We start from the raw sequence: 20,488 nt of genomic DNA on the forward strand, positions 1-20,488 counted from the left end.
ATGCGTTTCGACTCACTGATCGACTCCGTCGGGCGCACGCCGCTGGTCGGTCTTCCCCGGCTCTCGCCCTCCGCCGACGTGCGAGTCTGGGCCAAGCTGGAGGACCGCAACCCGACCGGATCGGTCAAGGACCGGCCCGCGCTGTGGATGATCGAGGCGGCCGAGAAGGACGGGCTGCTCACGCCCGGCTGCACGATCCTCGAACCGACCAGCGGCAACACCGGCATCTCACTGGCCATGTCGGCCAAGCTCAAGGGCTACCGGCTCATCTGCGTGATGCCGGAGAACACCTCCGAGGAGCGGCGCCAGCTGCTGCGCATGTGGGGCGCCGAGATCATCTCCTCGCCCGCCGCCGGCGGCTCCAACGAGGCCGTCCGGGTGGCCAAGGGGCTCGCCGCCGAGAATCCGTCCTGGGTGATGCTCTACCAGTACGGCAACCCGGCCAACTGGCGCTCCCACTATGAGACGACCGGGCCGGAGATCCTTGAGGATCTGCCGGGCGTGACCCATTTCGTCGCCGGTCTCGGCACGACGGGCACCCTCATGGGCGTCGGGAGGTTCCTGCGCGAGCGGGTGCCCGGCGTGCGGATCGTGGCCGCCGAGCCGCGCTACGGAGAGCTCGTGTACGGCCTGCGCAACGTGGACGAGGGCTTCATCCCCGAGCTCTACGACGAGTCCGTGCTGACCACGCGCTTCTCGGTCGGCTCCGTCGACGCGCTGCGCCGCACCCGTGAGCTGCTGTCGGCCGAGGGCATCTTCGCGGGCGTCTCCACCGGGGCCGCGCTGCACGCCGCCCTGGGCGAGGCCCGCAAGGCGGTCAAGGCGGGGGAGCGGGCCGACATCGTCTTCGTCGTGGCCGACGGCGGGTGGAAGTACCTGTCCACCGGGGCCTACGAGGGCACCCTGGACGAGGCCGAGGAACGGCTCGAAGGCCAGCTCTGGGCTTAGGGCGGCCGGTGGGAGACCGGCCGCCCTTCACGTGTCAGGGCTTCAGTTGAACAGCACCCGCAGGGAGAACGTGCCCTCGGTGTCGGTCTGCTTGCCGCTGAGGCCGATGGCGCGCAGGACCTGGGCGTTGGCCTTGTCGTCGCCCTTCATGCTCTCCAGGTAGTACTTCTCCACCTTGTCCAGGTCGACGAACAGGGCGAAGGTCGCCGCGTCGGCGTCGGGGACGGCCGTGGTGAAGGTCTCGTTCTCGCCCAGCTCGCCCTCGGCGGACAACTGCTTGGCGTACTCCTCGGACGTGGCCAGGGTGAACGTGCCGTCGCCCGCGACCTTGGCGATCTGCGGCGCGGCCTGGCCGCTGGAGGTCATCGCCTGCTGGACCTTGTCGAAGACGGCCTGGGCCTTGGCCGGGTCGGTGACGATGCGCACGCCGCCCTTGACCTGGTCGCTGTCCAGGCCCTCGCTGTCGACCGCGACCGTCAGGTTCTTGCCCAGGAAGGTGGCCAGGTCGTCGGGCAGCTGCAGGCCGTACGCCTGCTTGGCCTGGTCCACGAACTGCTTGAACTCGGTTCCGCCGGCGGCGGTGGCCGACTGCTCGATCTCCGCCCACCGCTTGGTGATGATCTGGTCGAGGCCCGAGATGGACAGCGCGCCCGCGGTGCTGGCCGGCAGCGTGCTCAGGTTGGCGCTCTGCGGGTCGCCGTCGGTGAAGCCCTCCAGACCGCGGACCGCGCCGGCCAGCTCGACGTACGCGCTGTCGAAGCGGAGCGCGCCCGCGAACCGGGCGTTCTTCGCCTGGCCCAGCAGCTTGGTCTGCTCCGCCGTCATCTCGCCCTTGGCCAGCTCGGCGAGCTTGCCCAGGTGACCCCAGAAGGACAGGACACCCTGTTCGCCGAGAGCGTCCAGGTCGTCGCTGAAGTCGCCGTTGGCGGCGAGGCTGCCCTCGGCGGTGGCGTACTTGTCGGCCTCCGCCTGGGTGGCGGCGAGCAGCGCGTAGTCGTCGCGGAAGGCGACCCCGATCTTCTCTCCGTTCATCAGCTTGGCGATGCCCGCCTTGGCCAGCGCCTCGTCCTTGACCTGGACGGCGACGGCGACGCCCGGTTCCTTGGCGCCCGCCGCCGGCGGTAGCACGGCCATACCGATCCTGCTGCCCAGCCAGGGGTCGACGTCCTTGGCGAAGTCGAGGCCGGCGACGCTCTTGTCGCTCTTCTTGATCGCGTCGAACAGCGCCTGGCGCGGGTCCTCACCGGAGAAGGAGTCCTTGGTGACGGTGAACTTCCTGGCCAGCTGGAACAACGCCACCTTCTGGTTGGCCGCGGGGTCCAGGTCGAACCGGACGTAGGCCACGGCGGCGGCGGGCAGCACCTCGTGCGGCTGCGTGCCCCCACCGCCGATCGCGCCCACGGCCCACACGGCGCCGCCACCGAGCACCACCACGGCCAAGGCGGCCGCGACGGCCATGATCCAGCCCTTGCGGCCCTTCTTCGGCGGGTCGGCGGGGCCGAAGCCCTCCGGGCCCTGCTGCTGCCAACCGGCCTGCGCGTACGGATCCTGCTGGCCGTACTGCGGCTGCTGCCCGTAGTGCGCCTGCTGTGTGTACGGGGCCTGCTGCGCGTAGGGGTCCCGCCGGGTGGGCGGCTGCTGGCCGTAGCCCTGCTGCTGCGCGTAACCCTGCTGCTGGCCGTAGCCCTGCTGGCCGTGGCCCTGCTGCTCGTGCGGCTGCTGGCCGTAGCCCTGCTGACCATGTGAGTGCTGACCGTGCGACTGCTGGCCGTAGGGCTGCTGGTTGTAGCCGGCCTGCTGCTGGAAGGCGGCCTGCCCGTGGTCGGGCTGGCCGTAGGACGCCTGCTGCCCGTACGGGTCCTGCTGGCCCGAGGACGCCTGCCGCCCGTACTGGGACTGCTGGCCATAGGACTGCGGTGGGTATGGCTGGCCCGGTGAAAGCGGAGGGTTCGCGGGCTCCTGCTCGGGATTCCAACGGTATGCCGTGGTCCGGTCGGGATCCTGGCCACTAGGGGGATTATTCGCAGACATCACTCAACTCACAATGTGGACTTATGACCACAGTGAAGGTAGCTGATGTTGCTAGACGGGCGCTTGCAATGTGCTGAAGTCAAGATTCATGCCCAAGTGACCTCTTTACGCCCTGTGTTGAGGTGGGCCTCGCCCTCGTAGTCCTCCACCGCCGACCACGGCACGACTGCGCGTCCCGCGCACCACTTGCCATGCTCGAACTGTCCCATTCGAGGGCGTTTTCCCAGGTCGGCGCTTTGATGGACGAATGCCGTAGAGTATGGGGCTACTAGAATAAAGTTCGGATTCAAAGGCAGGGCTGATGACCAAGTTCGACGAGGCCACGCAGGCGATCCGGGTGGACGAGAGCACCTATGACGTCTGCCTCGATCCCGGATACGCGATCGGCGGCCCGCTCAACGGTGGATACCTGATGGCCGTCGTCCTCCGCGCGGTGGTGGACTCCTCGCCGTTCGATCACCCCGTCAGCACGACCTCGCAGTTTCACCGGTCGCCCGCCGCCGGCCCCGCGCGGGTCGTGGTCGAGCAGCTCAAGGCGGGCCGGACCGTGGCCTTCAGCAGGGCGACGCTCGTCCAGGACGGCGTGACGCAGATCGAGAGCCTGGTCACCACGGCCACCCTCGGCGACGCCGAGCCCGCGTACGCCGACAAAGCGGGATATGTCATGCCGCCCCCCGAGGAGTGCCTGAAACTGCCGGACCCCAAGCCCGAGTCCAACATGACGCTCAACGCCCGCATGGAGATGCGCTTCGACCCGCCCACCGTCGGCTGGTTGAACGGCGAGCCGACGGGCCGCCCCGAGTCGCGCGCCTACTTCAGGATGGCCGAGCCCCAGGACCCCGACCCCTACGTGCTGGCCCTCGCGGTCGACGCGCTGCCGCCCGTGGTGTTCTCGGCGGGCGCCCGTGGCTGGGCGCCGACCGTCGACCTGACCTGGCACCTGCGGGCGCTGCCGGCCCCCGGCTGGCTCACGCTGATCGGCGGCGGCCGGCTCATCTCCGACGGCTGGTTCGACGAGGACGTCGAGGTCTGGGACTCGGCGGGGCGGCTCGTCGCGCAGTCACGCCAGCTGGCTCGCGTGGGACGCGGGTGACACGAACGAGCACTGTGAGCATTCTTACGCAGAGAGAATCCCGCAGGTCGCCTACCCTCTGAAGGGTGCCGGACGCGAGCATTGGGATCTTCGACAGCGGGGTGGGCGGTCTGACGGTCGCCAGAGCGATCATCGATCAGCTGCCTCATGAGTCCATCACCTACGTGGCTGACACCGCCCGTCAGCCCTACGGCCCGAGGCGCCTCGCCGAGGTGCGCACCTACGCGCTGGAGGTGATGGACCACCTCGTCGAGCACGACGTCAAGATGCTGGTGATCGCGTGCAACAGCGCCAGCGCCGCCGTGCTGCGCGACGCCCGCGAGCGTTACGACGTGCCGGTCGTCGAGGTGATCCAGCCGGCCACCCGGCGCGCGGTGCGCGCCACCCGCACCGGCAGGGTCGGCGTGATCGCCACCCGGGCCACCATCCAGTCGATGGCCTACCACGACGCCTTCACCGCCGCTCCCGACGTCCGGCTCACCGGCGTGGCCGCCCCACGCCTGGTGGAGTACGTCGAACGAGGGGAGACGGCGAGCGAGGAGCTCATCGAGGTCGTACGCGAATACCTCCGGCCCGTCCAGGAGGCCGAGTGCGACACCCTCATCCTCGGCTGCACCCACTACCCGCTGCTCACCGGCGCCATCTCCTACGTCGCCGGCGACGGGGTCACGCTGGTCTCCAGCGCCGACGAGACGGCCAAGGACGTCTATCGGATCCTGCACGACCGTGACCTGGCGGCGGGAAGTGAGGCCACCCCCCGGCACCGCTTCCGCGCCACCGGCGATTCCACCCTGTTCGGCCAGCTCGGACGCCGCTTCCTGGGCCCGGAGATCGACGCGGTCGAAGTCACACCGGTGGGGGGTACTACCTCTAACGGAGGCCCACATGAAGGTGACCATCATCGGCTGCTCGGGGAGCTTCCCCGGTCCTGACAGCCCCGCGTCCTGCTACCTGCTGGAGGCCGAGGGCTTCCGGCTGCTGCTGGATCTCGGCATGGGAGCGCTGGGCGCGCTCCAACGGCACATCAGCCTCTACGACGTCGACGCCATCTGCCTGTCCCACCTGCACGCCGACCACTGCCTCGACCTGTGCGGCTATCACGTGGTGCGCACGTACGGGCCGGGCGCGCCGTACCCGCGGGTGCCGGTGCACGCGCCGGTCGACGCGCCGCGCCGGCTGGCCGCCGCCTACGGCATGCCGGACGAGCCGGGCCTGGAGACCGCCTTCGACTTCACCCGGCTGGAGCCGGGGACGTTCGGGATCGGGCCGTTCACCGTGACCGCCGGGCTGGTCAACCATCCGGTCGAGGCGTACGGGTTCCGCGTCTCCCACGGCGGCAGGAGCGTCGCCTACTCCGGCGACACGGGCGAGTCGGCCGAGCTGGTGAAGCTGGCCGGGGACACCGACCTGTTCCTGTGCGAGGCGTCGTTCGTCGACCAGCCGGACCTGCCCGCCGGCCTGCACCTGACGGGCCGCCAGGCCGCCGAGCACGCCGCCAAGGCCGGCGCCGGCCGGCTCGTGCTCACGCACCTGGTGCCCTGGAACGACCAGTCCCGGGTTCTCGACGAGGCCTGCTGCGGCTCCTACGGCGGCCCGATCGAGCTGGCCAGGAGCGGCGCCGTCTACGACTTGGCCTGAAGCTGCGCGAAGTCGCGCAACCGAGGCAACGGCGAGAACAGCAACGGGACGAACGAGATCAACCGGCCGCCCATGAACACCCAGAGCGCCTGCCGCACCCCGATCTGCTGGGCCACCACCCCACCGAGCAGCGCCCCCAGCGGCATCGTGCTCCAGACGACGAACCTCACCGTCGCGTTGACCCTGCCGAGCATGTGCTCCGGGGCGACCGTCTGCCGGTAGGTCAGTTGCCCCACGTTGTAGAGGATCGCGCCCCAGGACAGCGCGATCGAGGTGATGCTGAAGAACGACATCCGCCAGTCGGCCTGCGTCATCGGCAACAGCAAGCCGAAGGGCGACGTCACGGAGATGGCCAGCCAGGTCACCCGGGCCGTGCCGTACCTCTTGAACAGCCATCCTCCGGTGAGACCGCCCAGCAGGCCGCCCACCGCGCCCGACATGAGCAGCACGCCGATCAACCCGGGCGGTAATCGCACCACCTCGGCCAGGAACAGCACCGACAGCCCGAGCACGGCGCTGAGGCACAGATTGGTGCCGGCGGTCGTGACGGTGATCGCGCGTAACAGCCGGTCCTCCCAGACGAACGCCAGCCCCTCACGGATGCCGCTCCACATGCCCGGACGTTCCTCGGCGCGTGGCGCCAGGCGGTCGGGCGTCCTGATCGAGCCGAGCAGGAGGGCCGAGCCGAGCGAGGTCAGCGCCGTGGCCAGGACGGTGACGGGCGCGCCGAGCAACTGCACCAGCGCGCCACCCGCGCTGGGACCGGCCAGGGAGCCGCCCGCCCGGACGAACTCCAGCTTGGAGTTGCCGCTGCCCAGGTCGTCCTTGCTCACCAGCTCGGGCAGGTAGGTCTGGTCGGCGACGTCGTTGAAGACCTGGGCCGCACCCACCAGCAGCGCCACCGCGAACATCACCCAGATCGACAGCAGCCCCAGCGTGTACGCCAGCGGGATGCTCGCCAGCAGCAGCCCTCGCACCAGGTCGGCGGCCACCATCACGCGCCGCCTGCGCATCCGGTCGACCCAGACGCCGGCGGGCAGGCCGATCACCAGGAAGGCCACCGTCTGCAGAGCGGACAGCAGGCCCACCTCCAGCGCGCCGGCGTGCAGGACCAGCACGGCCACCAGAGGAAGCGCCACACGTGAGATGTTGCCCCCGAGTTCGTTGGCCACGTGCGAGCCGAGAAATCTGCGGAAATCAGGGCTCCGCAACACCCCCGTTGTCATTGCGTAAGGATCCATGTGTCGGACTCGATCGGTCAAGAGTGTGGTGATGCGGAGATAGGGTGATCTGCATGTCTCGACAGGATGGCCGTGGCCCCGGCCAGCTCCGCCCGATCACCATCACCAGGCAGTGGCTCACCCATGCGGAGGGCTCGGTTCTGGTGGAGTTCGGCGGCACCAGGGTGCTCTGTGCCGCCTCCGTCCAGGACAGCGTGCCGCGCTGGCGCAGGGGCAGCGGCCAGGGCTGGGTGACGGCCGAGTACGCGATGCTGCCGCGCGCCACCAACACGCGCAACGACCGTGAGTCGGTCCGCGGCAAGATCGGCGGCCGTACGCACGAGATCTCCCGGCTCATCGGCCGCTCGCTGCGGGCCTGCGTCGACTACAAGGCCCTGGGCGAAAACTCCGTTCTGCTCGACTGCGACGTCCTGCAGGCCGACGGCGGCACCCGGACCGCCGCCATCACCGGCGCCTATGTCGCCCTGGCCGACGCCATCGGGTGGATGCGCGAGCGCAGGATGTGCCCGGGCGACCCGCTCGTCGGCTCCGTGGCGGCCGTGTCCGTCGGCGTGGTCGGCGCGGTGCCGATGCTCGACCTCTGCTACACCGAGGACGTCGCGGCCGAGACCGACATGAACGTCGTCATGACCGGCACGGGCAGCTTCGTCGAGGTGCAGGGCACCGCCGAGGGCGCGCCGTTCGACCGGGGCGCGCTCGACCAACTGCTCGACCTCGCCGTGGCCGGCTGCGAGGAGCTGACGCTGATCCAGCAGGAGGCACTGGGCCGGTGAAGATCGTGCTGGCGACCCGCAACCCGGGCAAGATCGCTGAGCTGCGGCGCATCCTGTCGGAGTTCGCCGACCTCCAGGTCGTCGGCCTCGACGCGTTCCCCGCCATCGGTGACGTCGCCGAGACCGGCGTCACCTTCGAGGCCAACGCCCTGCTCAAGGCGCGCGCCGTGGCCCAGCAGTCGGGGCTGCCCGCGGTCGCCGACGACTCCGGCCTCTGCGTCGACGTGCTCAACGGAATGCCGGGGGTGTTCTCGGCCCGCTGGTCGGGGCGCCACGGTGACGACCGGGCCAACCTGGAGCTGCTGCTCCGACAGGTCTCCGACGTGCCCGCCGAGCTGCTGACCGCCCGCTTCACCTGCGCCGCCGCGCTCGCGCTGCCCTCGGGTGAGTCGCGGGTGGTCGAAGGCGTCCTGCCGGGGCACCTCGTCACCACGCCGCGTGGCGGCAACGGGTTCGGCTACGACCCGATCTTCGTGCCCGAGGGCGAGACCCGCACCACGGCCGAGTTCGCGCCCGAGGAGAAGGACGCGATCAGCCACCGTGGCCGCGCCTTCCGGGCGATGGCGCCGATCGTCCGCGACCTTCTGGCTCCCTCGTAACCACCGCGTAAGAACCCCTTCGCCCACACGGGCGTAGCGTCGGACATGTGCAGAGGAAACACGTGGTGCCCGGCTGGGCCGGCGCGCTCGCGGGGCTGGTCGCCGGGTGCGTCGCCCTCGGGGTGGCCCAGCTCGTCGCGGGGATCGTGGGGCCCGGGACGTTCCCGGTCGTGGCCGTCGGCGATGTCGCGGTCGACCTGGCGCCGCCGCCCGTCAAGGACTTCGCGATCGAGACCTTCGGCGAGAACGACAAGGCCGTCCTCATCGGCGGAGTGCTCGTGGTGCTCGCCCTGGTGGCCACCGCGATCGGGATCCTGGCTCGTCGCCGGCTCGTCCTCGGATACGCGGGGCTGGCCGCGTTCGGGGTGGTGGGCGTGCTGGCCGTGCTCACCCGGCCCGGTAGCCGCCCGCTCGACGTGCTGCCGACCGTGGTGGGCGTGCTCGCCGGCGCCTGGGCCCTTCGGTGGCTGATCCGCCGCATCACCACCCCGTCGGGTCAGCCCGTCCCGGGCGGGACGGCGGGGGAGCGGGAGGAGCCGCCGCAGGGGGCGGCGGGGGTGGAACGGCCGGCGGTGATGCGGGCCGGGGGCGAGCCGTACGCCTTCGACCGGCGTCGGCTGCTGACCGGCGCGGCGGGTGGCGTGGTGATCGCGGGGGCCGCCGCGGTGCTCGGCCGGGAGCTGACGGGACGGGCGATGGTCGACTCCGCCCGGGTCGCGGTGAAACTGCCCGCCCCCGCCGTGCCGGCCCGTCCGTTGCCTCCGGGAGTGGACTTCGGGATCAACGGCCTGTCACCGTTCGTCACGGCGAATCAGGGCTTCTACCGGGTCGACACCGCGCTCGTCGTCCCCCAGGTCGATCCCGAGACCTGGACGCTGCGCATCCACGGCATGGTCGACCGCCCGATCGAGCTCACCTACGCCGACCTGCTCAGGCGGCCGCTCACCGAGGCCGACGTCACGCTGGCGTGCGTGTCCAACGAGGTGGGCGGTCCGTACGTGGGCAACGCCCGCTGGCTCGGCGTCCGGATGGCCGACCTGCTGCGCGAGGCCGGGATCCAGTCGGGGGCCGACATGCTGCTGTCCACCTCCCACGACGGCTTCACCTGCGGCACCCCGGTCGACGTGGTGACCGACGGTCGCGACGCGCTCTTCGCCATCGCGATGAACGGCGAGGTCCTCCCGGTGGACCACGGCTTCCCGGTGCGCCAGGTGGTGCCCGGACTGTACGGGTACGTCTCGGCCACCAAGTGGGTCGTGGACGTCAAGGTGACCCGGTTCGACCGGGACGAGGCGTACTGGACGCCGCGCGGCTGGGCGGCCCAGGCTCCGATCAAGACCCAGTCGCGCATCGACCTGCCCGGGTCGGGGGCGTCGTTGGAGCCTGGCCGCACCACGATCGCCGGGGTCGCCTGGGCGCAGCACACCGGGATCGACGCCGTGGAGGTGCGGGTCGATCGTGGCGCGTGGCAGCGGGCCCGGCTGGCCCAGGTGCCCGGCCCCGACACGTGGCGGCAGTGGGCGCTCGACTGGGACGCGCCCGCGGGCCGGCACACCATCGAGGTGCGCGCCACCGACGCCGCAGGGCGCACCCAGACCGAGCGGCAGGCTCCTCCGGCACCCGACGGAGCCACTGGCTGGCACACCATCACCGTCAAGGTGGGCTGACGGCCGCCGTCCCGCCGGATGTCATTGTTCTCGGTGTTTGTGCTGGTACGGGGGATAGTTCGGCCCGGGGAACTTCCCTGACTGCCCCTCCTGGGCGGGGGCGGGGGCCCTACGATCGGTCGTCGAGCATGACAGGAGGCAGGCCGTGTTCCGCGACCGCAAGCCGAACGTCCGATGGGCCCTTCCCGAGGGCCACTACGATCCCGTGGTCGGCGACGGGCTGCGCTGGCGCGACTACGAACGCGCCGCCGAACCGGACCCCGACGATCCGCCCGGTCCGAACGGGCCGGACGGGCCGGGTGCTCCGAACTCGGACGCTCCTAACGGTCCGGTCGCTTCGAACGGTCCGGTCGCTTCGAACGGCGCCGAAGATCTGAACGGTCCGGTCTCTTCGAATGGTTTCGGAGATCTGAACGGTCCGGTCGCTTCGAAGAGTGCCGAAGATCTGATCGGTCCAGTCTCTCCGAATGGTGCCGGAGATCCAGACAGGCCGGTCCCCCCGAACGGTGTTGGAAATCCGGACGGTGCTGGAAGTCCGAACCGTTCTGGAAGTCCGAACGGTTCTGGAGGTTCCGGCGAGTCGGAGGTTCCCGGCGGTTCGGGTGGGTCCGGTTCGGGAGGTCTCGGCGGTTCCGAGGGTTCCTGGGGCGGCGGGGGCTCGGGTGGCTCGGGGGGCCCGGGCCGTTTGGACAAGCCCGGAAGGACCGGGAGCTCTTCCGCCGGTCCAGACCAAGCGGCCGGGGAGAGGGCGACGTCCGGGGCCGAGGTGCCCGCCGTCGCGGCTCCGGTGCTGAGTGACTGGTTCGACCGGCCGGATCGGCCGCCGCCGCTGGCGACGTGCCGGCCGTACGGTGTGCCAGGAGGGCTGGCGCAGCCGGACCCGCAGGTGGAGCAGGACCTCGTCCTCGCGGTGCCGCCAGGGGTGAGGTTTCCCGATCCGCGCGGCACCTGGGTCAGGCTGATCAACGGCGGAGGGCCGGCCGACGACCCGTTCCGGGCCTCCAACGCGGCCGACTGCGCGCTGGCCGTGCTGTCCACCTGGCACGGTGAGCCGGTCGCCGCCGCGCCCAGGCGGCCCGAGTACGACCGGATCGGCAGGCCGCTGGTCACCGGCGAGAGCGGCGGGACGGCGCGGATCGAGCGGTGGGTCGGGCATCGGTTCACCTACGCCGGCCAGGGGCGGCGCGCGTACCCCACGGTGGCGAGACGGCTGGTGGAGGCCGGGCACGGCGCCTCGGCCGTCATCGTGGTGCGCTGGCCCGGAGGCGGCTCGCACGCGTGGAACGCGGTCAACTCCGGTGGCGAGGTGATCTGGATCGACGCGCAGCGCGGTCACATGTCGGTCGAACCTCCGTACACCACGGTGACCGGCGTCTTCTGCGTCATCGTCGACAGGCAGGGCCGGCCACGATGAACCACGACCAGGCCAGGGCACTGGCGGAGGAGTACTTCAACGGCGCGCGACCCGTGGAGGATCCGGTTCCGGTGGGGATCTACGGGTTCGACGAGGGGTACGTCGCCTGGGTGCGCGAGCCCGATCCGGACGATCCGACGACCCTGCCGAGCACGGCCGGCAGCGGCTGCATCGTGATCGACAAGGTCACGGGCGAGGTGGCGATCAGGCCGCTGCTAGATCCCGAGACGGTCGCCGAGCTGTGGCCCGGCCGCACCCCGCGCTGAACGGACCCGGCTCAGGACCGGGCGCCGCCCCCATGGGACGCCCGGCCCTGCCTGTGCGGGCCATAAGGATGCAACTCGCCGTGGCCCGCACGTCTTCTAGCCCCTATATCGGGCTTTATGCCTAAATCGCCGAACATAGTCGATTCATCCGGTTGTCAGAGATTCGACGATCGACGCCCGGGCCGCGCGGCGCGCGGGCAGCACCGCGGCCAGGACGCCCGCCAGTCCTGAGAGCGCCACGAAGAGCGCGATCTGCCCCAGCGGCGCCGAGAACACGGCGCCGTCTAGCATCGCCCGGATGGCCGCCCAGCCGAACACGCCACCGAGTGCCACCCCGACCAGCGCGCCGATCAGGCCGAGCACCAGTGCCTCGACCGAGAGCATCCGCCGCAACTGCGCCCCGGTCAGCCCGAGGGCTCGCAGCAAGGCCGACTCCCGGGTGCGTTCGTGGACGGACAGGGACAACGTGTTGGCGATGCCGAGCAGTGAGATGAGGATCGCCAGGCCCAGCAGCCCGGTGATGATCAAAAGCATCATATCCAGGGTTTCGTCGAACTGGCCGCGTACCTCGGTCGAGCTCGACACCTTGATCGTCGGATGGCCGGCGACAGCCGCGTCCACCACGCCGCGCGCCCGATCGGCCGGCACGCCGTCGGCGGCGTTGATCAACACCCGCGAGTCGGGCACCGCCCCGAAGTAGCGGTCGAACTCCGGCTCGGCCACCGTGAGCGCCGGCAGTGGCGACTCTCCGCCGAAGAGGGCCACCACCTCCAGCGACACCGTGCCGGCCGCCTTCGTCCGCACGGCCACGGTGTCACCGGCCCGTACGCCGAGCCGCTGAGCCGTCGGAGCGGCGATCGCGACCTGGCCGGGCCCGAGGTCGCCCATCGCGCCGGCCGTGACATCCGGGCTGATCGGACCGCTGAACGTGCCGACCTCGACCCGGTGGCCGCCCACTCCGGCCCTGGTGTCGCGGATCTGCACCACCGAGGTCAGCTCCGGCCGTCCGCGCAGGCTCTCGCCCACCGAGCGGGGGATGCTCGCGTCGCGTTCCTGCGTGACCAGCAGGTAGTCGATGGGGAACTGCTCGTCGAGCTTGTCGGCCACCGTCACCCGCGTGGAGGCGGTGACCACCGAGATCAGCGTCATCAGCGTCACCCCGATGGTCAGCGCCACCGTCGTGGTCGCGGCGCGGCGCGGATTACGGCCCGCGTTGTCCACGGCCAGCCGTCCCGGCACGCCGAACAGTTTGCGCGGGATCCAGCCCACCAGGGCGCTGAGCGGCTTGACCAGCACCGGCCCGATGATCAGCACCCCCAGGAAGGTCAGCACGCCCCCGCCCATGACGACGACCAGCGAGACCTGCTGGCCGGGTGGCATGACCAGCGCGCCGACGGCGGCAGTGCCGAGACCCGCGAGGAGGAAGAGCGCGGCGGACAGCACCCGGAGCAGACCGGCGCGGAACGTCCGTTGCTCGGCCTGCGTGCGCAGCGCCGCGATCGGCGCGACGTGCGTGGCCGTCCGCGCGGGCAGCAGCGCCGCGCCCACGGTGACCAGCAGGCCGATGGTCAGCCCCGCCACGATCGCCGGCGCGGACAGCGTCACGGGCGCGTCGGTCGGCAGCGGCGCCTCCAGGGCGGTCAGGACCCTCAGTGTCACCGCCCCCAGCCCGTAGCCGGCCAGCAGGCCGAGGACGGCCGAGACCAGCCCGACGACGACCGACTCGATCAGGATCGAGCCGAACACCTGCCCGCGCGTGGCGCCGATGCAGCGCAGCAGGGCCAGCTCCCTGGTGCGCTGCGCCACCAGGATGTTGAACGTGTTGTAGATGACCAGCGCGGCCACCAGCATCGCCACCAGGCCGAACATCAGCAGCGCGACGGTCAGCGCCTCCATCTGGACCCCGGCCCGGCTGGCCAGGTCGGCGGCCAGCTCCTCACCGGTCAGCACCTCGACGCCCGGCCCCGCCACCGCGGCCACGGCCTGCTTGAGCCGTGCCGGGTCGGCGCCGGCGACGTCGATCTCGTGGAAGCCCTTCTCGCCGGTCATCCGCTGGGCCGTGGCCGTGGTGAAACCGAGCGCGCCGGTGTAGGCGAGCTCCTGGTCGACGCCCGGATCGAGCAGGCCGACCAGCCTGAACCGGTGTTCGCGCCGGCCGGAGTCGAGCACGGTGATGGTGTCGCCGACCCGGAAACCGTGCGTCCTGGCGGTGTTCTTGTCGAGCACCGCCGTCCGGTCGTCGGATCCCGGGCCGGTGCCGCTGACGATGGTGGCGCGGTCCAGCGGGCCCGGGACGATCGAGATGGCCGTGGTGGCCAGGTCACCCACCGCCCGGCCGTCCTTGCCCAGCAGCGGAGCCTTCCCACGTACCAGGCCCTGCGCGTCGAGCACGCCCGGCACGGCGCGCACCCGCTCCAGCAGCCGTACGGGCAGCGAGGAGCGCTCGCCCTTGGGCAGGACGGCGACGCCGACCTTGTCCGCCTCGGCCGTGACCCGCTGTGAGAACCCCGCCCGGACGGTGTCGGTGAGCACGAACGTGCCCGCGATGAAGCCCACGCCCAGCGTGATCGCCAGTGAGGTGAGCAGCAGCCTGAGCCGGTACGCGCGCAGCCCGGCCAGTGTCGTTCTCAGCACGTCAGCCCTCCAGCCTCATCAGCGTGTCGAGCACCGACTGCGGCGTGGGCGCGGCCAGGTCGCTGACCAGCTCGCCGTCACGCAGGAACACCACCCGGTCGGCGTACGCGGCCGCCACCGGGTCGTGCGTCACCATGACAATGGTCTGTCCCAGTTCGCGCACCGAGGCGCGCAGGAAGGACAGCACCTCCGCGCCGCTGCGCGAGTCGAGGTTGCCGGTGGGCTCGTCGGCGAAGATCACCTGGGGTTTGCTGATCAGCGCCCTGGCCACGGCCACGCGCTGCTGCTGCCCTCCGGACAGCTCGGCGGGCCGGTGGCCGAGCCGGTCCGCCAGCCCGACCGTCTCGATGACCCGGTCGAACAGCACCTGGTCCGCCTGCCGGGCGGCGATCTCCAGCGGCAGCCGGATGTTCTGCTCGGCGGTCAGCGTCGGCAGCAGGTTGAACGCCTGGAAGACGAACCCGATCCGCTCCCGGCGCAGCAACGTCAGCCGCTTGTCGCTCAGCCCGGTCAGCTCCACGTCGCCGACGTGCACGGTGCCGGAGGTGGCCGTGTCGAGACCGGCCAGGCAGTGCATCAGTGTGGACTTGCCCGAGCCGGACGGACCCATGATCGCGGTGAACGCGCCCGTGGCGAAGGCCACGTCCACCCCGCGCAGGGCGTGGACCCGGGCGTCGCCCTGGCCGTAGATCTTGGTCAGGGCGCGGGCCACCACGGCGGGAGGGGCCTGGCGCCGGGTCTCGGTGAGGGTCACGTGCACTCCTTCGGACTTCATCCGGAACTGGGCTTCGTCCCGGGGATTCGATCCACGCTAGGGGCGGGAGAACCGGGTTCCATGGGCCCTGAGGAGGGACTTCGGGTAGGCCGTGCGATGACCCGGGTCAGCCTTTCGGCCGAGACGAGGGCACGATCAGCCCGGCCTCGTACACGTAGACCACGGCCTGCGCCCGGTCCCGCAGACCCAGCTTGGCCAGCACCCGGCCCAGATGCGTCTTGACCGTGGCCTCGGCCACCTCCAGCCGGGCGGCGATCTCCAGGTTGGACAGCCCGCGCCCCACCATCAGCAGCACCTCGCGCTCGCGGGGCGTCAACTCGGCCACGTCGCCCGGCTCCCCGGAGGGCAGCACGGCGGCGAACCGGGTGAGCATCCGCCGCAGCGTGCTCGGCGCCACCACCGAGTCGCCGTCGTGCACGGTCCTGATCGCGGTCACCAGGTCGCCGGGCGGCACGTCCTTCAGCAGGAAGCCCGACGCTCCCGCCTTCACCGCCGCGAACGCGTACTCGTCCAGGTCGAACGTGGTCAGGATGAGCACCTTCGGGCCCTCGATGCGCCTGGTCGCCTCGACGCCGTCCATCCTCGGCATGCGCACGTCCATGAGCACCACGTCCACCTCGACGGCGCGCAGCACCTCCAGCGCCTCGGCGCCGTCGGCCGCCTCGGCCACCACCTCGATGTCCGGCTGCGCGCCCAGCACCATCCGGAACCCGGCCCGCAGCAGCTCCTGGTCGTCGACCAGCATCACCCTGATCACTAGGCAGCCCTCGTCACCGGCACCGGCAGCCTGGCCAGCACCTCGAAGCCGCCGCCCGGCCGCGGTTCGGCCGACACCGTCCCGCCGTACATGCTCGCCCTCTCGCGCATCCCGATCAGGCCGTGCCCGTCGGGGCTGCGGGGCGCCGCCGCGCCCCTGCCGTCGTCGGTCACCCGCACGACCAGCTCGGATCCGGTGTAGCCGAGCTCGACCAGCGCGCGGGCGCCGGGGCCGCCGTGCTTGAGCGTGTTGGTCAGCGCCTCCTGCACGATGCGGTAGACCGCGAGCTGATGCCCCTCCGGCAGCTCCACCGGCCCGCCGCCGACGTCCAGCCGCGCGGGCACGCCCGCCTCGCGCACCAGCTCCGCCAGCTGCGCCAGGCCCGGCTGCGGCGTGTAGTCGGTGCGGTCCGTCTCGTCCTGGCGGAGCACGCCGACCAGCCTGCGCATCTCCGCGAGCGCCTCACGCCCGGTCCTGGAGATGTTCCGTACGGCCAGCCGGGCCTGCTCGGGGTCGCCGTCGATGGCGTAGCCGGCGCCGTCGGCCTGGACGACCATCACGCTGACGTTGTGCGCCACCACGTCGTGCAGCTCCCTGGCGATGCGGGCGCGCTCGGCCGCCGCGGCCATCCTGGCCTGCTGGTCGCGTTCGCGCTCGGCCCGCTCGGCGCGTTCCTCCAGGCCCTCCAGGTAGCGCCTGCGCGTGCTCGCGTACAGGCCGGTGAGCCAGATCGTCACGATGAAGATGGAGCCGCTGAAGAACATGCTGAACGAGACCGTGTCCCAGCTCACGAGCACCAGGAACACCCCCAGCTCGCAGATCAGCCCCGCCGCGAGCGCCCACGGGAACGAGCACGAGGAGGCCACCGCCCAGAGCGCCGCCAGCACTGCGAGGTTGGCAGGCAGCGGGTCGATCCCCGCCAGCCACTGCCCGAAGCTGACCAGGGCGACGACCGAGAACGCCGTTGTCGGGTGCCTGCGCAGCCACAGCAGCGGCGCCAGCAGCGCCGCCGAGAGGGCCAGGTAGCCGGCGCGGTTCTGCACCGCGGGTGACCACATGGTTACCAGGGCCAGCACGACCAGCGGCGCCACCCGGAGGGCGTCCATCGCCTTGCCGTGGCGCGTCGACCACGCGCGTACCCTCCCGAACACCTCTTCACGATATGTAGGCATTGCCGGGCCTTGGTCAGCCTTGAGGCTGAAGTTCGTGTACGACTCAGGTCTTACGCGGGGCTTACGGTGGTTGCGGCAATCTTGTACCTGGGAGCGCCTGTTGTGGGCGAGTAAAGGGAGATCGTGATGGCGGATCATGATCGCGCTGGTGGGTCGCGTGGCGGAGAAGAAGCGCCGCGCGACCCGGCAGACGTTCCATCCACGGATGTTCCGGACCCGCGCGATCGTCCCGGTGACGATCCAGCCGCGGATGTCCCCTTAGCGAACGTTCCGCCGCCGGCCGCCGCGTCGGGAGACCCGGCCTCCGGCGAGCCCGCGACCGCTACCGGACCGGCCGCTCCAGGTCCGGCGCCGACGACCACAGGCCCGACAGTCGCAGGTCCGGCCGCTCCAGGCCCGGCCGGCCCTGGGCCTGGTGCCACCAGTCATGAGTACGGTTTCGCCGGCGGTGGTCACACCGGCCCGGGTGCGGGTCCCGGGGCCGGGGCTCGGCCGCCAGGCTGGAGACCACCGCCACCGGGTGGGTTCCGCGACTTCGTACGGCAGAAGCCCGCGCAGATCATCGGCGCCGGGCTCATCGGGCTGATCGTGGGCGGACTGCTGGGGGGCGGTGCCGTGGCCGTGATCAGCGGCGTCACCGCCCGCGACGACCGTCACGTCCACTGGCGGCACCCGGGCTGGGGCGACCGCGGCGGGCCCGGCCACCAGGGCGGCGGGCCCGGCTACCAGGAGTGCTGGCGCGTCCCGGGCGGGATGTACTGCGGTCACGGCGGGCCGTACCCCTATCCGGCGTATCCCGCGCCGACGATGATGCCGCGCATCCCGCCCACGCCCGTCCCCACGACGTCGATGATGCCGACGCCGGTGCCCGCGACCCCGGTCCCGACGGGATAGAAGGGGCTTCGCGAGCAGTTACCCGGGGCAGGGGCTGTGAACGACTCATCTCCGGCATGCGGAGGCCGACGGAATCAGGTGACGACATTCGCCGGCCGATGTCGGCGAATGTGCGGGCGGGGGGATTCGAACCCCCACAGTGTCTCCACCAACAGAACCTAAATCTGCCGCGTATGCCATTTCGCCACGCCCGCGAGGCCCGGTCAAGGCGGGCCCGAGATAGTTTAGCGCCCCAGCGGTCTCGCCGCCGCACCATAGCGGGCCCCTTGGCGAAGGGGCCCGCGAGAGCGTCAGGCGAGGCCGAGCTTCTTCTTCAGGCTCGCCACGTGACCGGTGGCCTTCACGTTGTAGAGGGCCTGCTCGATCTTGCCGTCGGCGTCGATGACGAAGGTCGAGCGGATCACGCCCACGACCTCCTTGCCGTAGAGCTTCTTGGTGCCATGGGCGCCGTAGGCCTGGTGAACGTCAAGAGCGGGATCTGACAGCAGGGGGAAGGTGAGCGCGTCGCGTTCGGCGAACTTGGCGAGCCTCGCGGGCTTGTCCTTCGACACGCCGAGCACCACGAAACCCTCGGTGGTCAACTGGCCGAGGCTGTCGCGGAAATCGCAGGCCTGCTTGGTGCAGCCGGGCGTCATCGCGGCAGGGTAGAAATAGAGGATCACCCGCTTGCCGCGGAGGTCTTCCAGGGAGACCGACTTTCCGTCGGCTGTGGGTAGCGTGAACTCGGGCGCGGCGTCGCCGGGCGCGAGCTTGGTTTCGGTCATGAGCCCTCCTGAGTTCCTGTGGCAAACCTACCGGCCTGCCCGCCGTGCCGTACGGCGTGCTGACCTGACAGACTGATCACGACCGGAGCGGATGCGACTCGTTCGGCACGCGGAGCGGGCATGGGCGCGGTCGAAAGGAGAGTCATGGTTGACACCGATCCCGATGAGCTGGAGCGGCGGATCGCGCAGACGCGCGCGGAGCTGGCGCACACGGTCGACGCCATCGCCGACCGCGTGAGTCCCAAGCGGGTGGCCGAGCGCACGGTCACCGACGTCAAGACGAGGGCGGGACATCTCGTCTCGTCCGTCGGCGACGCGCTGGGCATGTCGTCACGGCCGGTGGAGTTCGGCGACGACCCCGACCGGCTGTGGGAGGAGGAGCGGCCCAATCCGGGGCCGGTGCTCATCGCGGTGGGCGCGGCACTGGTGATCGGCGCCGCGTTCGTGCTCTGGCGCCGCCGTCGCCGCTGACGCGGCCGGCGCTGAGGAACGGTCCCAGAAGAACGTTCCTCAGCGGAACGGATTCGAGAGAAACGGTTTTCAACGGTCCTCAGAGGAACGTTCTGCCCTCGCCCCGATACGTGGGCACCGTCTCGACGATGGTGTCGCCTTCGACGAGGTGGAGCGCGGCGAACCGTTCGCACAGCTCGCCCGCCTTGGCGTGCCTGAACCACGCCCGGTCGCCCACCCGCAGATCCTGCGCCGCCTGACCGATCAGCGGGGTCTGCACCTCACCGGCGCCCTCGTCGGCCGAGTAGCGCAGCCCCGCCGGGAGGTACGGCTGGGGCAGGCGGCTCCGGTCGGCGGGCCCCGAGGCGAGGTAGCCCCCGCCGAGCACCGTGACCGTGTCGAGCGCGGGGCGGCGGACGACCGGGAGGGCGAAGAGCGCGGCCGGGCGGCCGGTGAAGCCGCGGTAGAAGTCGAACAGGCGCGGGTGGAAGAACCCCGACCCCGCGGCGACCTCGGTGACGGCCTTCTCGCGCACGGTCCGCTCGATGGAGCCGGTGCCGCCGCCGTTGACGAACTCCAGGTCGCAGATCTGGCGGACGGCGTTCACGATGCGGCCGCGGCGCAGGACGAGGTCGCGGGCGGAGCGGCCCTGCATGAACCTGATCGCGCGGGTGTACATCGCGTTGCCCGGCGGGTCGTCGCCGACGCCGGCGATCTGGGCCTCGTAGGCCATCAGGCCGACCAGGTGGTAGCCGTGCCGCTTGGCGATCTCGGCGGCCAGGTCGGCGGCCTGTTCGGGCTCGCGGATGGCAGAGCGCAGCGCCCCCGCCCGGAACTTGCCGCCAAGAGCGACATATCCGGTGTCGATGTCCATAGATATCCGGATTTCGTGGCGGGGCTGCACCCCCTTCAGCACGTCGTCGAGGTGGTCCAGGTGCTCGGCCGAGTCCACGGTCAGCGTGATCTCCCTGGCCGCCCGCGCGTCACCGGCCAGCGCGGCGAGCGCCTGCCGGTCGGCCGTCGGGTAGGCCACCAGGACGTCGGTGAACCCCTCGGCCACCAGCCAGAGCGCCTCCGGCAGGGTGAACGCCATCAGCCCGCGGAAGCCGTCCAGGTCGAGGATCCGGCGCAGCACGGGCCGCGAACGGATCGACTTGGTGGCCACCCTGATCGGTTTGCCTCCGGCGCGCCGCGCCATGTCCGCCGCGTTGGCGCGCATGGCGGCGAGGTCGAGGATCGCGAACGGGGGGTCGAGCGCCGCGGTGGCCCGGTCGTATCGCTGGCGGTCGTTCATACCAGGAGCGTAACGGCATACCGGGCAAAAGAATATGAGGGGAATTCACGTTACCTGTTTCGCCAGTAATGATCCCGC

General features: G+C 71.2%; 20 protein-coding genes and 1 tRNA gene. 12 read left to right on the forward strand and 9 right to left on the reverse strand.

What is annotated here, in order from left to right; genetic code table 11:
* Positions 1-948 (forward strand): PLP-dependent cysteine synthase family protein, encoded by a 948-nt coding sequence (locus tag IEY82_RS22405; protein WP_189126155.1) that lies wholly within the window; start codon positions 1-3, stop codon positions 946-948.
* A 42-nt stretch (positions 949-990) separates the two neighbouring features.
* On the opposite strand, the gene IEY82_RS22410 is transcribed toward IEY82_RS22405, so the two are convergent.
* Positions 991-2,979 carry a DUF3352 domain-containing protein gene (locus tag IEY82_RS22410; RefSeq protein ID WP_189126233.1) on the reverse strand — a complete coding sequence of 663 codons (1,989 nt, stop codon included), beginning with the start codon at positions 2,977-2,979 and terminating at the stop codon, positions 991-993.
* A gap of 301 nt (positions 2,980-3,280) precedes the next feature.
* Between IEY82_RS22410 and IEY82_RS22415 the strand changes: the two genes are divergently transcribed.
* The 3 genes from IEY82_RS22415 to IEY82_RS22425 all read left to right on the forward strand — a co-directional run bounded on the left by IEY82_RS22415 (position 3,281) and on the right by IEY82_RS22425 (position 5,710).
* Positions 3,281-4,072 (forward strand): thioesterase family protein, encoded by a 792-nt coding sequence (locus tag IEY82_RS22415; protein WP_189126156.1) that lies wholly within the window; start codon positions 3,281-3,283, stop codon positions 4,070-4,072.
* A 65-nt stretch (positions 4,073-4,137) separates the two neighbouring features.
* Entirely contained in the window at positions 4,138-5,004 is an 867-nt protein-coding gene (murI, locus tag IEY82_RS22420; RefSeq protein ID WP_189126157.1) for a glutamate racemase, read from the forward strand.
* Positions 4,958-5,710, forward strand: coding sequence for an MBL fold metallo-hydrolase (locus IEY82_RS22425; RefSeq protein WP_189126158.1), 753 nt, complete (start codon positions 4,958-4,960; stop codon positions 5,708-5,710). The genes murI and IEY82_RS22425 overlap by 47 nt, the downstream gene beginning before the upstream one ends.
* Here the strand turns inward: IEY82_RS22425 and IEY82_RS22430 are convergent.
* Positions 5,695-6,951: an MFS transporter gene (locus IEY82_RS22430; RefSeq protein WP_308425857.1), complete on the reverse strand. Its 1,257-nt coding sequence runs from the start codon at positions 6,949-6,951 to the stop codon at positions 5,695-5,697. The two genes, IEY82_RS22425 and IEY82_RS22430, sit on opposite strands and share 16 nt — an antisense overlap.
* A 53-nt stretch (positions 6,952-7,004) precedes the next feature.
* Here IEY82_RS22430 and rph point away from each other — a divergent pair, with 53 nt between their 5' ends.
* From rph to IEY82_RS22455, 5 genes are all read left to right on the forward strand, one after another.
* Positions 7,005-7,724, forward strand: coding sequence for a ribonuclease PH (gene rph / locus IEY82_RS22435; protein WP_189126160.1), 720 nt, complete (start codon positions 7,005-7,007; stop codon positions 7,722-7,724).
* Positions 7,721-8,323, forward strand: a complete 603-nt coding sequence (rdgB, locus tag IEY82_RS22440; protein ID WP_189126161.1) for an RdgB/HAM1 family non-canonical purine NTP pyrophosphatase — start codon at positions 7,721-7,723, stop codon at positions 8,321-8,323. The genes rph and rdgB overlap by 4 nt, the downstream gene beginning before the upstream one ends.
* Before the next feature lie 47 nt (positions 8,324-8,370).
* Positions 8,371-9,990, forward strand: coding sequence for a molybdopterin-dependent oxidoreductase (locus IEY82_RS22445; RefSeq protein WP_225263504.1), 1,620 nt, complete (start codon positions 8,371-8,373; stop codon positions 9,988-9,990).
* Between the two features lie 766 nt (positions 9,991-10,756).
* Positions 10,757-11,404: a toxin glutamine deamidase domain-containing protein gene (locus tag IEY82_RS22450; protein ID WP_225263503.1), complete on the forward strand. Its 648-nt coding sequence runs from the start codon at positions 10,757-10,759 to the stop codon at positions 11,402-11,404.
* Positions 11,401-11,670 carry an SUKH-4 family immunity protein gene (locus IEY82_RS22455; protein WP_189126163.1) on the forward strand — a complete coding sequence of 90 codons (270 nt, stop codon included), beginning with the start codon at positions 11,401-11,403 and terminating at the stop codon, positions 11,668-11,670. The genes IEY82_RS22450 and IEY82_RS22455 overlap by 4 nt, the downstream gene beginning before the upstream one ends.
* A 144-nt stretch (positions 11,671-11,814) precedes the next feature.
* Here IEY82_RS22455 and IEY82_RS22460 read toward each other — a convergent pair whose 3' ends face one another.
* The 4 genes from IEY82_RS22460 to IEY82_RS22475 all read right to left on the reverse strand — a co-directional run bounded on the left by IEY82_RS22460 (position 11,815) and on the right by IEY82_RS22475 (position 16,987).
* On the reverse strand, positions 11,815-14,304 hold the full coding sequence (locus tag IEY82_RS22460; RefSeq protein ID WP_189126164.1) for an ABC transporter permease: 2,490 nt from the start codon (positions 14,302-14,304) through the stop codon (positions 11,815-11,817).
* 1 nt (position 14,305) lies between these two features.
* Positions 14,306-15,079, reverse strand: a complete 774-nt coding sequence (locus tag IEY82_RS22465) for an ABC transporter ATP-binding protein (protein ID WP_189126165.1) — start codon at positions 15,077-15,079, stop codon at positions 14,306-14,308.
* A 106-nt stretch (positions 15,080-15,185) separates the two neighbouring features.
* Positions 15,186-15,836 carry a response regulator transcription factor gene (locus IEY82_RS22470; RefSeq protein WP_225263501.1) on the reverse strand — a complete coding sequence of 217 codons (651 nt, stop codon included), beginning with the start codon at positions 15,834-15,836 and terminating at the stop codon, positions 15,186-15,188.
* Positions 15,836-16,987 carry a sensor histidine kinase gene (locus IEY82_RS22475; protein WP_225263500.1) on the reverse strand — a complete coding sequence of 384 codons (1,152 nt, stop codon included), beginning with the start codon at positions 16,985-16,987 and terminating at the stop codon, positions 15,836-15,838. Before IEY82_RS22475 ends, IEY82_RS22470 begins: the two co-directional genes overlap by 1 nt.
* Before the next feature lie 157 nt (positions 16,988-17,144).
* Here IEY82_RS22475 and IEY82_RS39940 point away from each other — a divergent pair, with 157 nt between their 5' ends.
* Together IEY82_RS39940 and IEY82_RS22480 are read left to right on the forward strand one after the other, a co-directional pair.
* A complete protein-coding gene (locus tag IEY82_RS39940) occupies positions 17,145-17,270 on the forward strand; it encodes a hypothetical protein (protein ID WP_263648341.1) in 126 nt (41 codons plus the stop codon).
* Between the two features lie 326 nt (positions 17,271-17,596).
* A complete protein-coding gene (locus IEY82_RS22480) occupies positions 17,597-17,902 on the forward strand; it encodes a hypothetical protein (protein ID WP_189126166.1) in 306 nt (101 codons plus the stop codon).
* Positions 17,903-18,013: 111 nt separating this feature from the next.
* On the opposite strand, the gene IEY82_RS22485 is transcribed toward IEY82_RS22480, so the two are convergent.
* Positions 18,014-18,096, reverse strand: a tRNA-Leu gene (locus IEY82_RS22485).
* A gap of 96 nt (positions 18,097-18,192) precedes the next feature.
* On the reverse strand, positions 18,193-18,666 hold the full coding sequence (gene bcp / locus IEY82_RS22490; RefSeq protein WP_189126167.1) for a thioredoxin-dependent thiol peroxidase: 474 nt from the start codon (positions 18,664-18,666) through the stop codon (positions 18,193-18,195).
* 144 nt (positions 18,667-18,810) lie between these two features.
* Between bcp and IEY82_RS22495 the strand changes: the two genes are divergently transcribed.
* Entirely contained in the window at positions 18,811-19,137 is a 327-nt protein-coding gene (locus tag IEY82_RS22495) for a DUF3618 domain-containing protein (protein ID WP_189126168.1), read from the forward strand.
* A gap of 79 nt (positions 19,138-19,216) precedes the next feature.
* On the opposite strand, the gene IEY82_RS22500 is transcribed toward IEY82_RS22495, so the two are convergent.
* Positions 19,217-20,410 carry an amino acid deaminase/aldolase gene (locus tag IEY82_RS22500; protein ID WP_189126169.1) on the reverse strand — a complete coding sequence of 398 codons (1,194 nt, stop codon included), beginning with the start codon at positions 20,408-20,410 and terminating at the stop codon, positions 19,217-19,219.
* Between the last annotated feature and the right edge of the window lie 78 nt (positions 20,411-20,488).

This window comes from Nonomuraea cavernae, from assembly GCF_014646355.1.
In the GTDB taxonomy this organism is placed as follows: Bacteria; Actinomycetota; Actinomycetes; order Streptosporangiales; family Streptosporangiaceae; genus Nonomuraea; species Nonomuraea cavernae.

Coding starts and splice junctions, on each gene's coding strand:
- IEY82_RS22405 (WP_189126155.1), top strand. CDS start 1: ATGCGTTTCGACTCACTGATCGACTCCGTCGGGCGCACGCCGCTGGTC.
- IEY82_RS22410 (WP_189126233.1), bottom strand. CDS start 2,979: ATGTCTGCGAATAATCCCCCTAGTGGCCAGGATCCCGACCGGACCACG.
- IEY82_RS22415 (WP_189126156.1), top strand. CDS start 3,281: ATGACCAAGTTCGACGAGGCCACGCAGGCGATCCGGGTGGACGAGAGC.
- IEY82_RS22425 (WP_189126158.1), top strand. CDS start 4,958: ATGAAGGTGACCATCATCGGCTGCTCGGGGAGCTTCCCCGGTCCTGAC.
- IEY82_RS22430 (WP_308425857.1), bottom strand. CDS start 6,951: ATGGATCCTTACGCAATGACAACGGGGGTGTTGCGGAGCCCTGATTTC.
- rph (WP_189126160.1), top strand. CDS start 7,005: ATGTCTCGACAGGATGGCCGTGGCCCCGGCCAGCTCCGCCCGATCACC.
- IEY82_RS22455 (WP_189126163.1), top strand. CDS start 11,401: ATGAACCACGACCAGGCCAGGGCACTGGCGGAGGAGTACTTCAACGGC.
- IEY82_RS22465 (WP_189126165.1), bottom strand. CDS start 15,079: ATGAAGTCCGAAGGAGTGCACGTGACCCTCACCGAGACCCGGCGCCAG.
- IEY82_RS39940 (WP_263648341.1), top strand. CDS start 17,145: ATGATCGCGCTGGTGGGTCGCGTGGCGGAGAAGAAGCGCCGCGCGACC.
- bcp (WP_189126167.1), bottom strand. CDS start 18,666: ATGACCGAAACCAAGCTCGCGCCCGGCGACGCCGCGCCCGAGTTCACG.
- IEY82_RS22495 (WP_189126168.1), top strand. CDS start 18,811: ATGGTTGACACCGATCCCGATGAGCTGGAGCGGCGGATCGCGCAGACG.
- IEY82_RS22500 (WP_189126169.1), bottom strand. CDS start 20,410: ATGAACGACCGCCAGCGATACGACCGGGCCACCGCGGCGCTCGACCCC.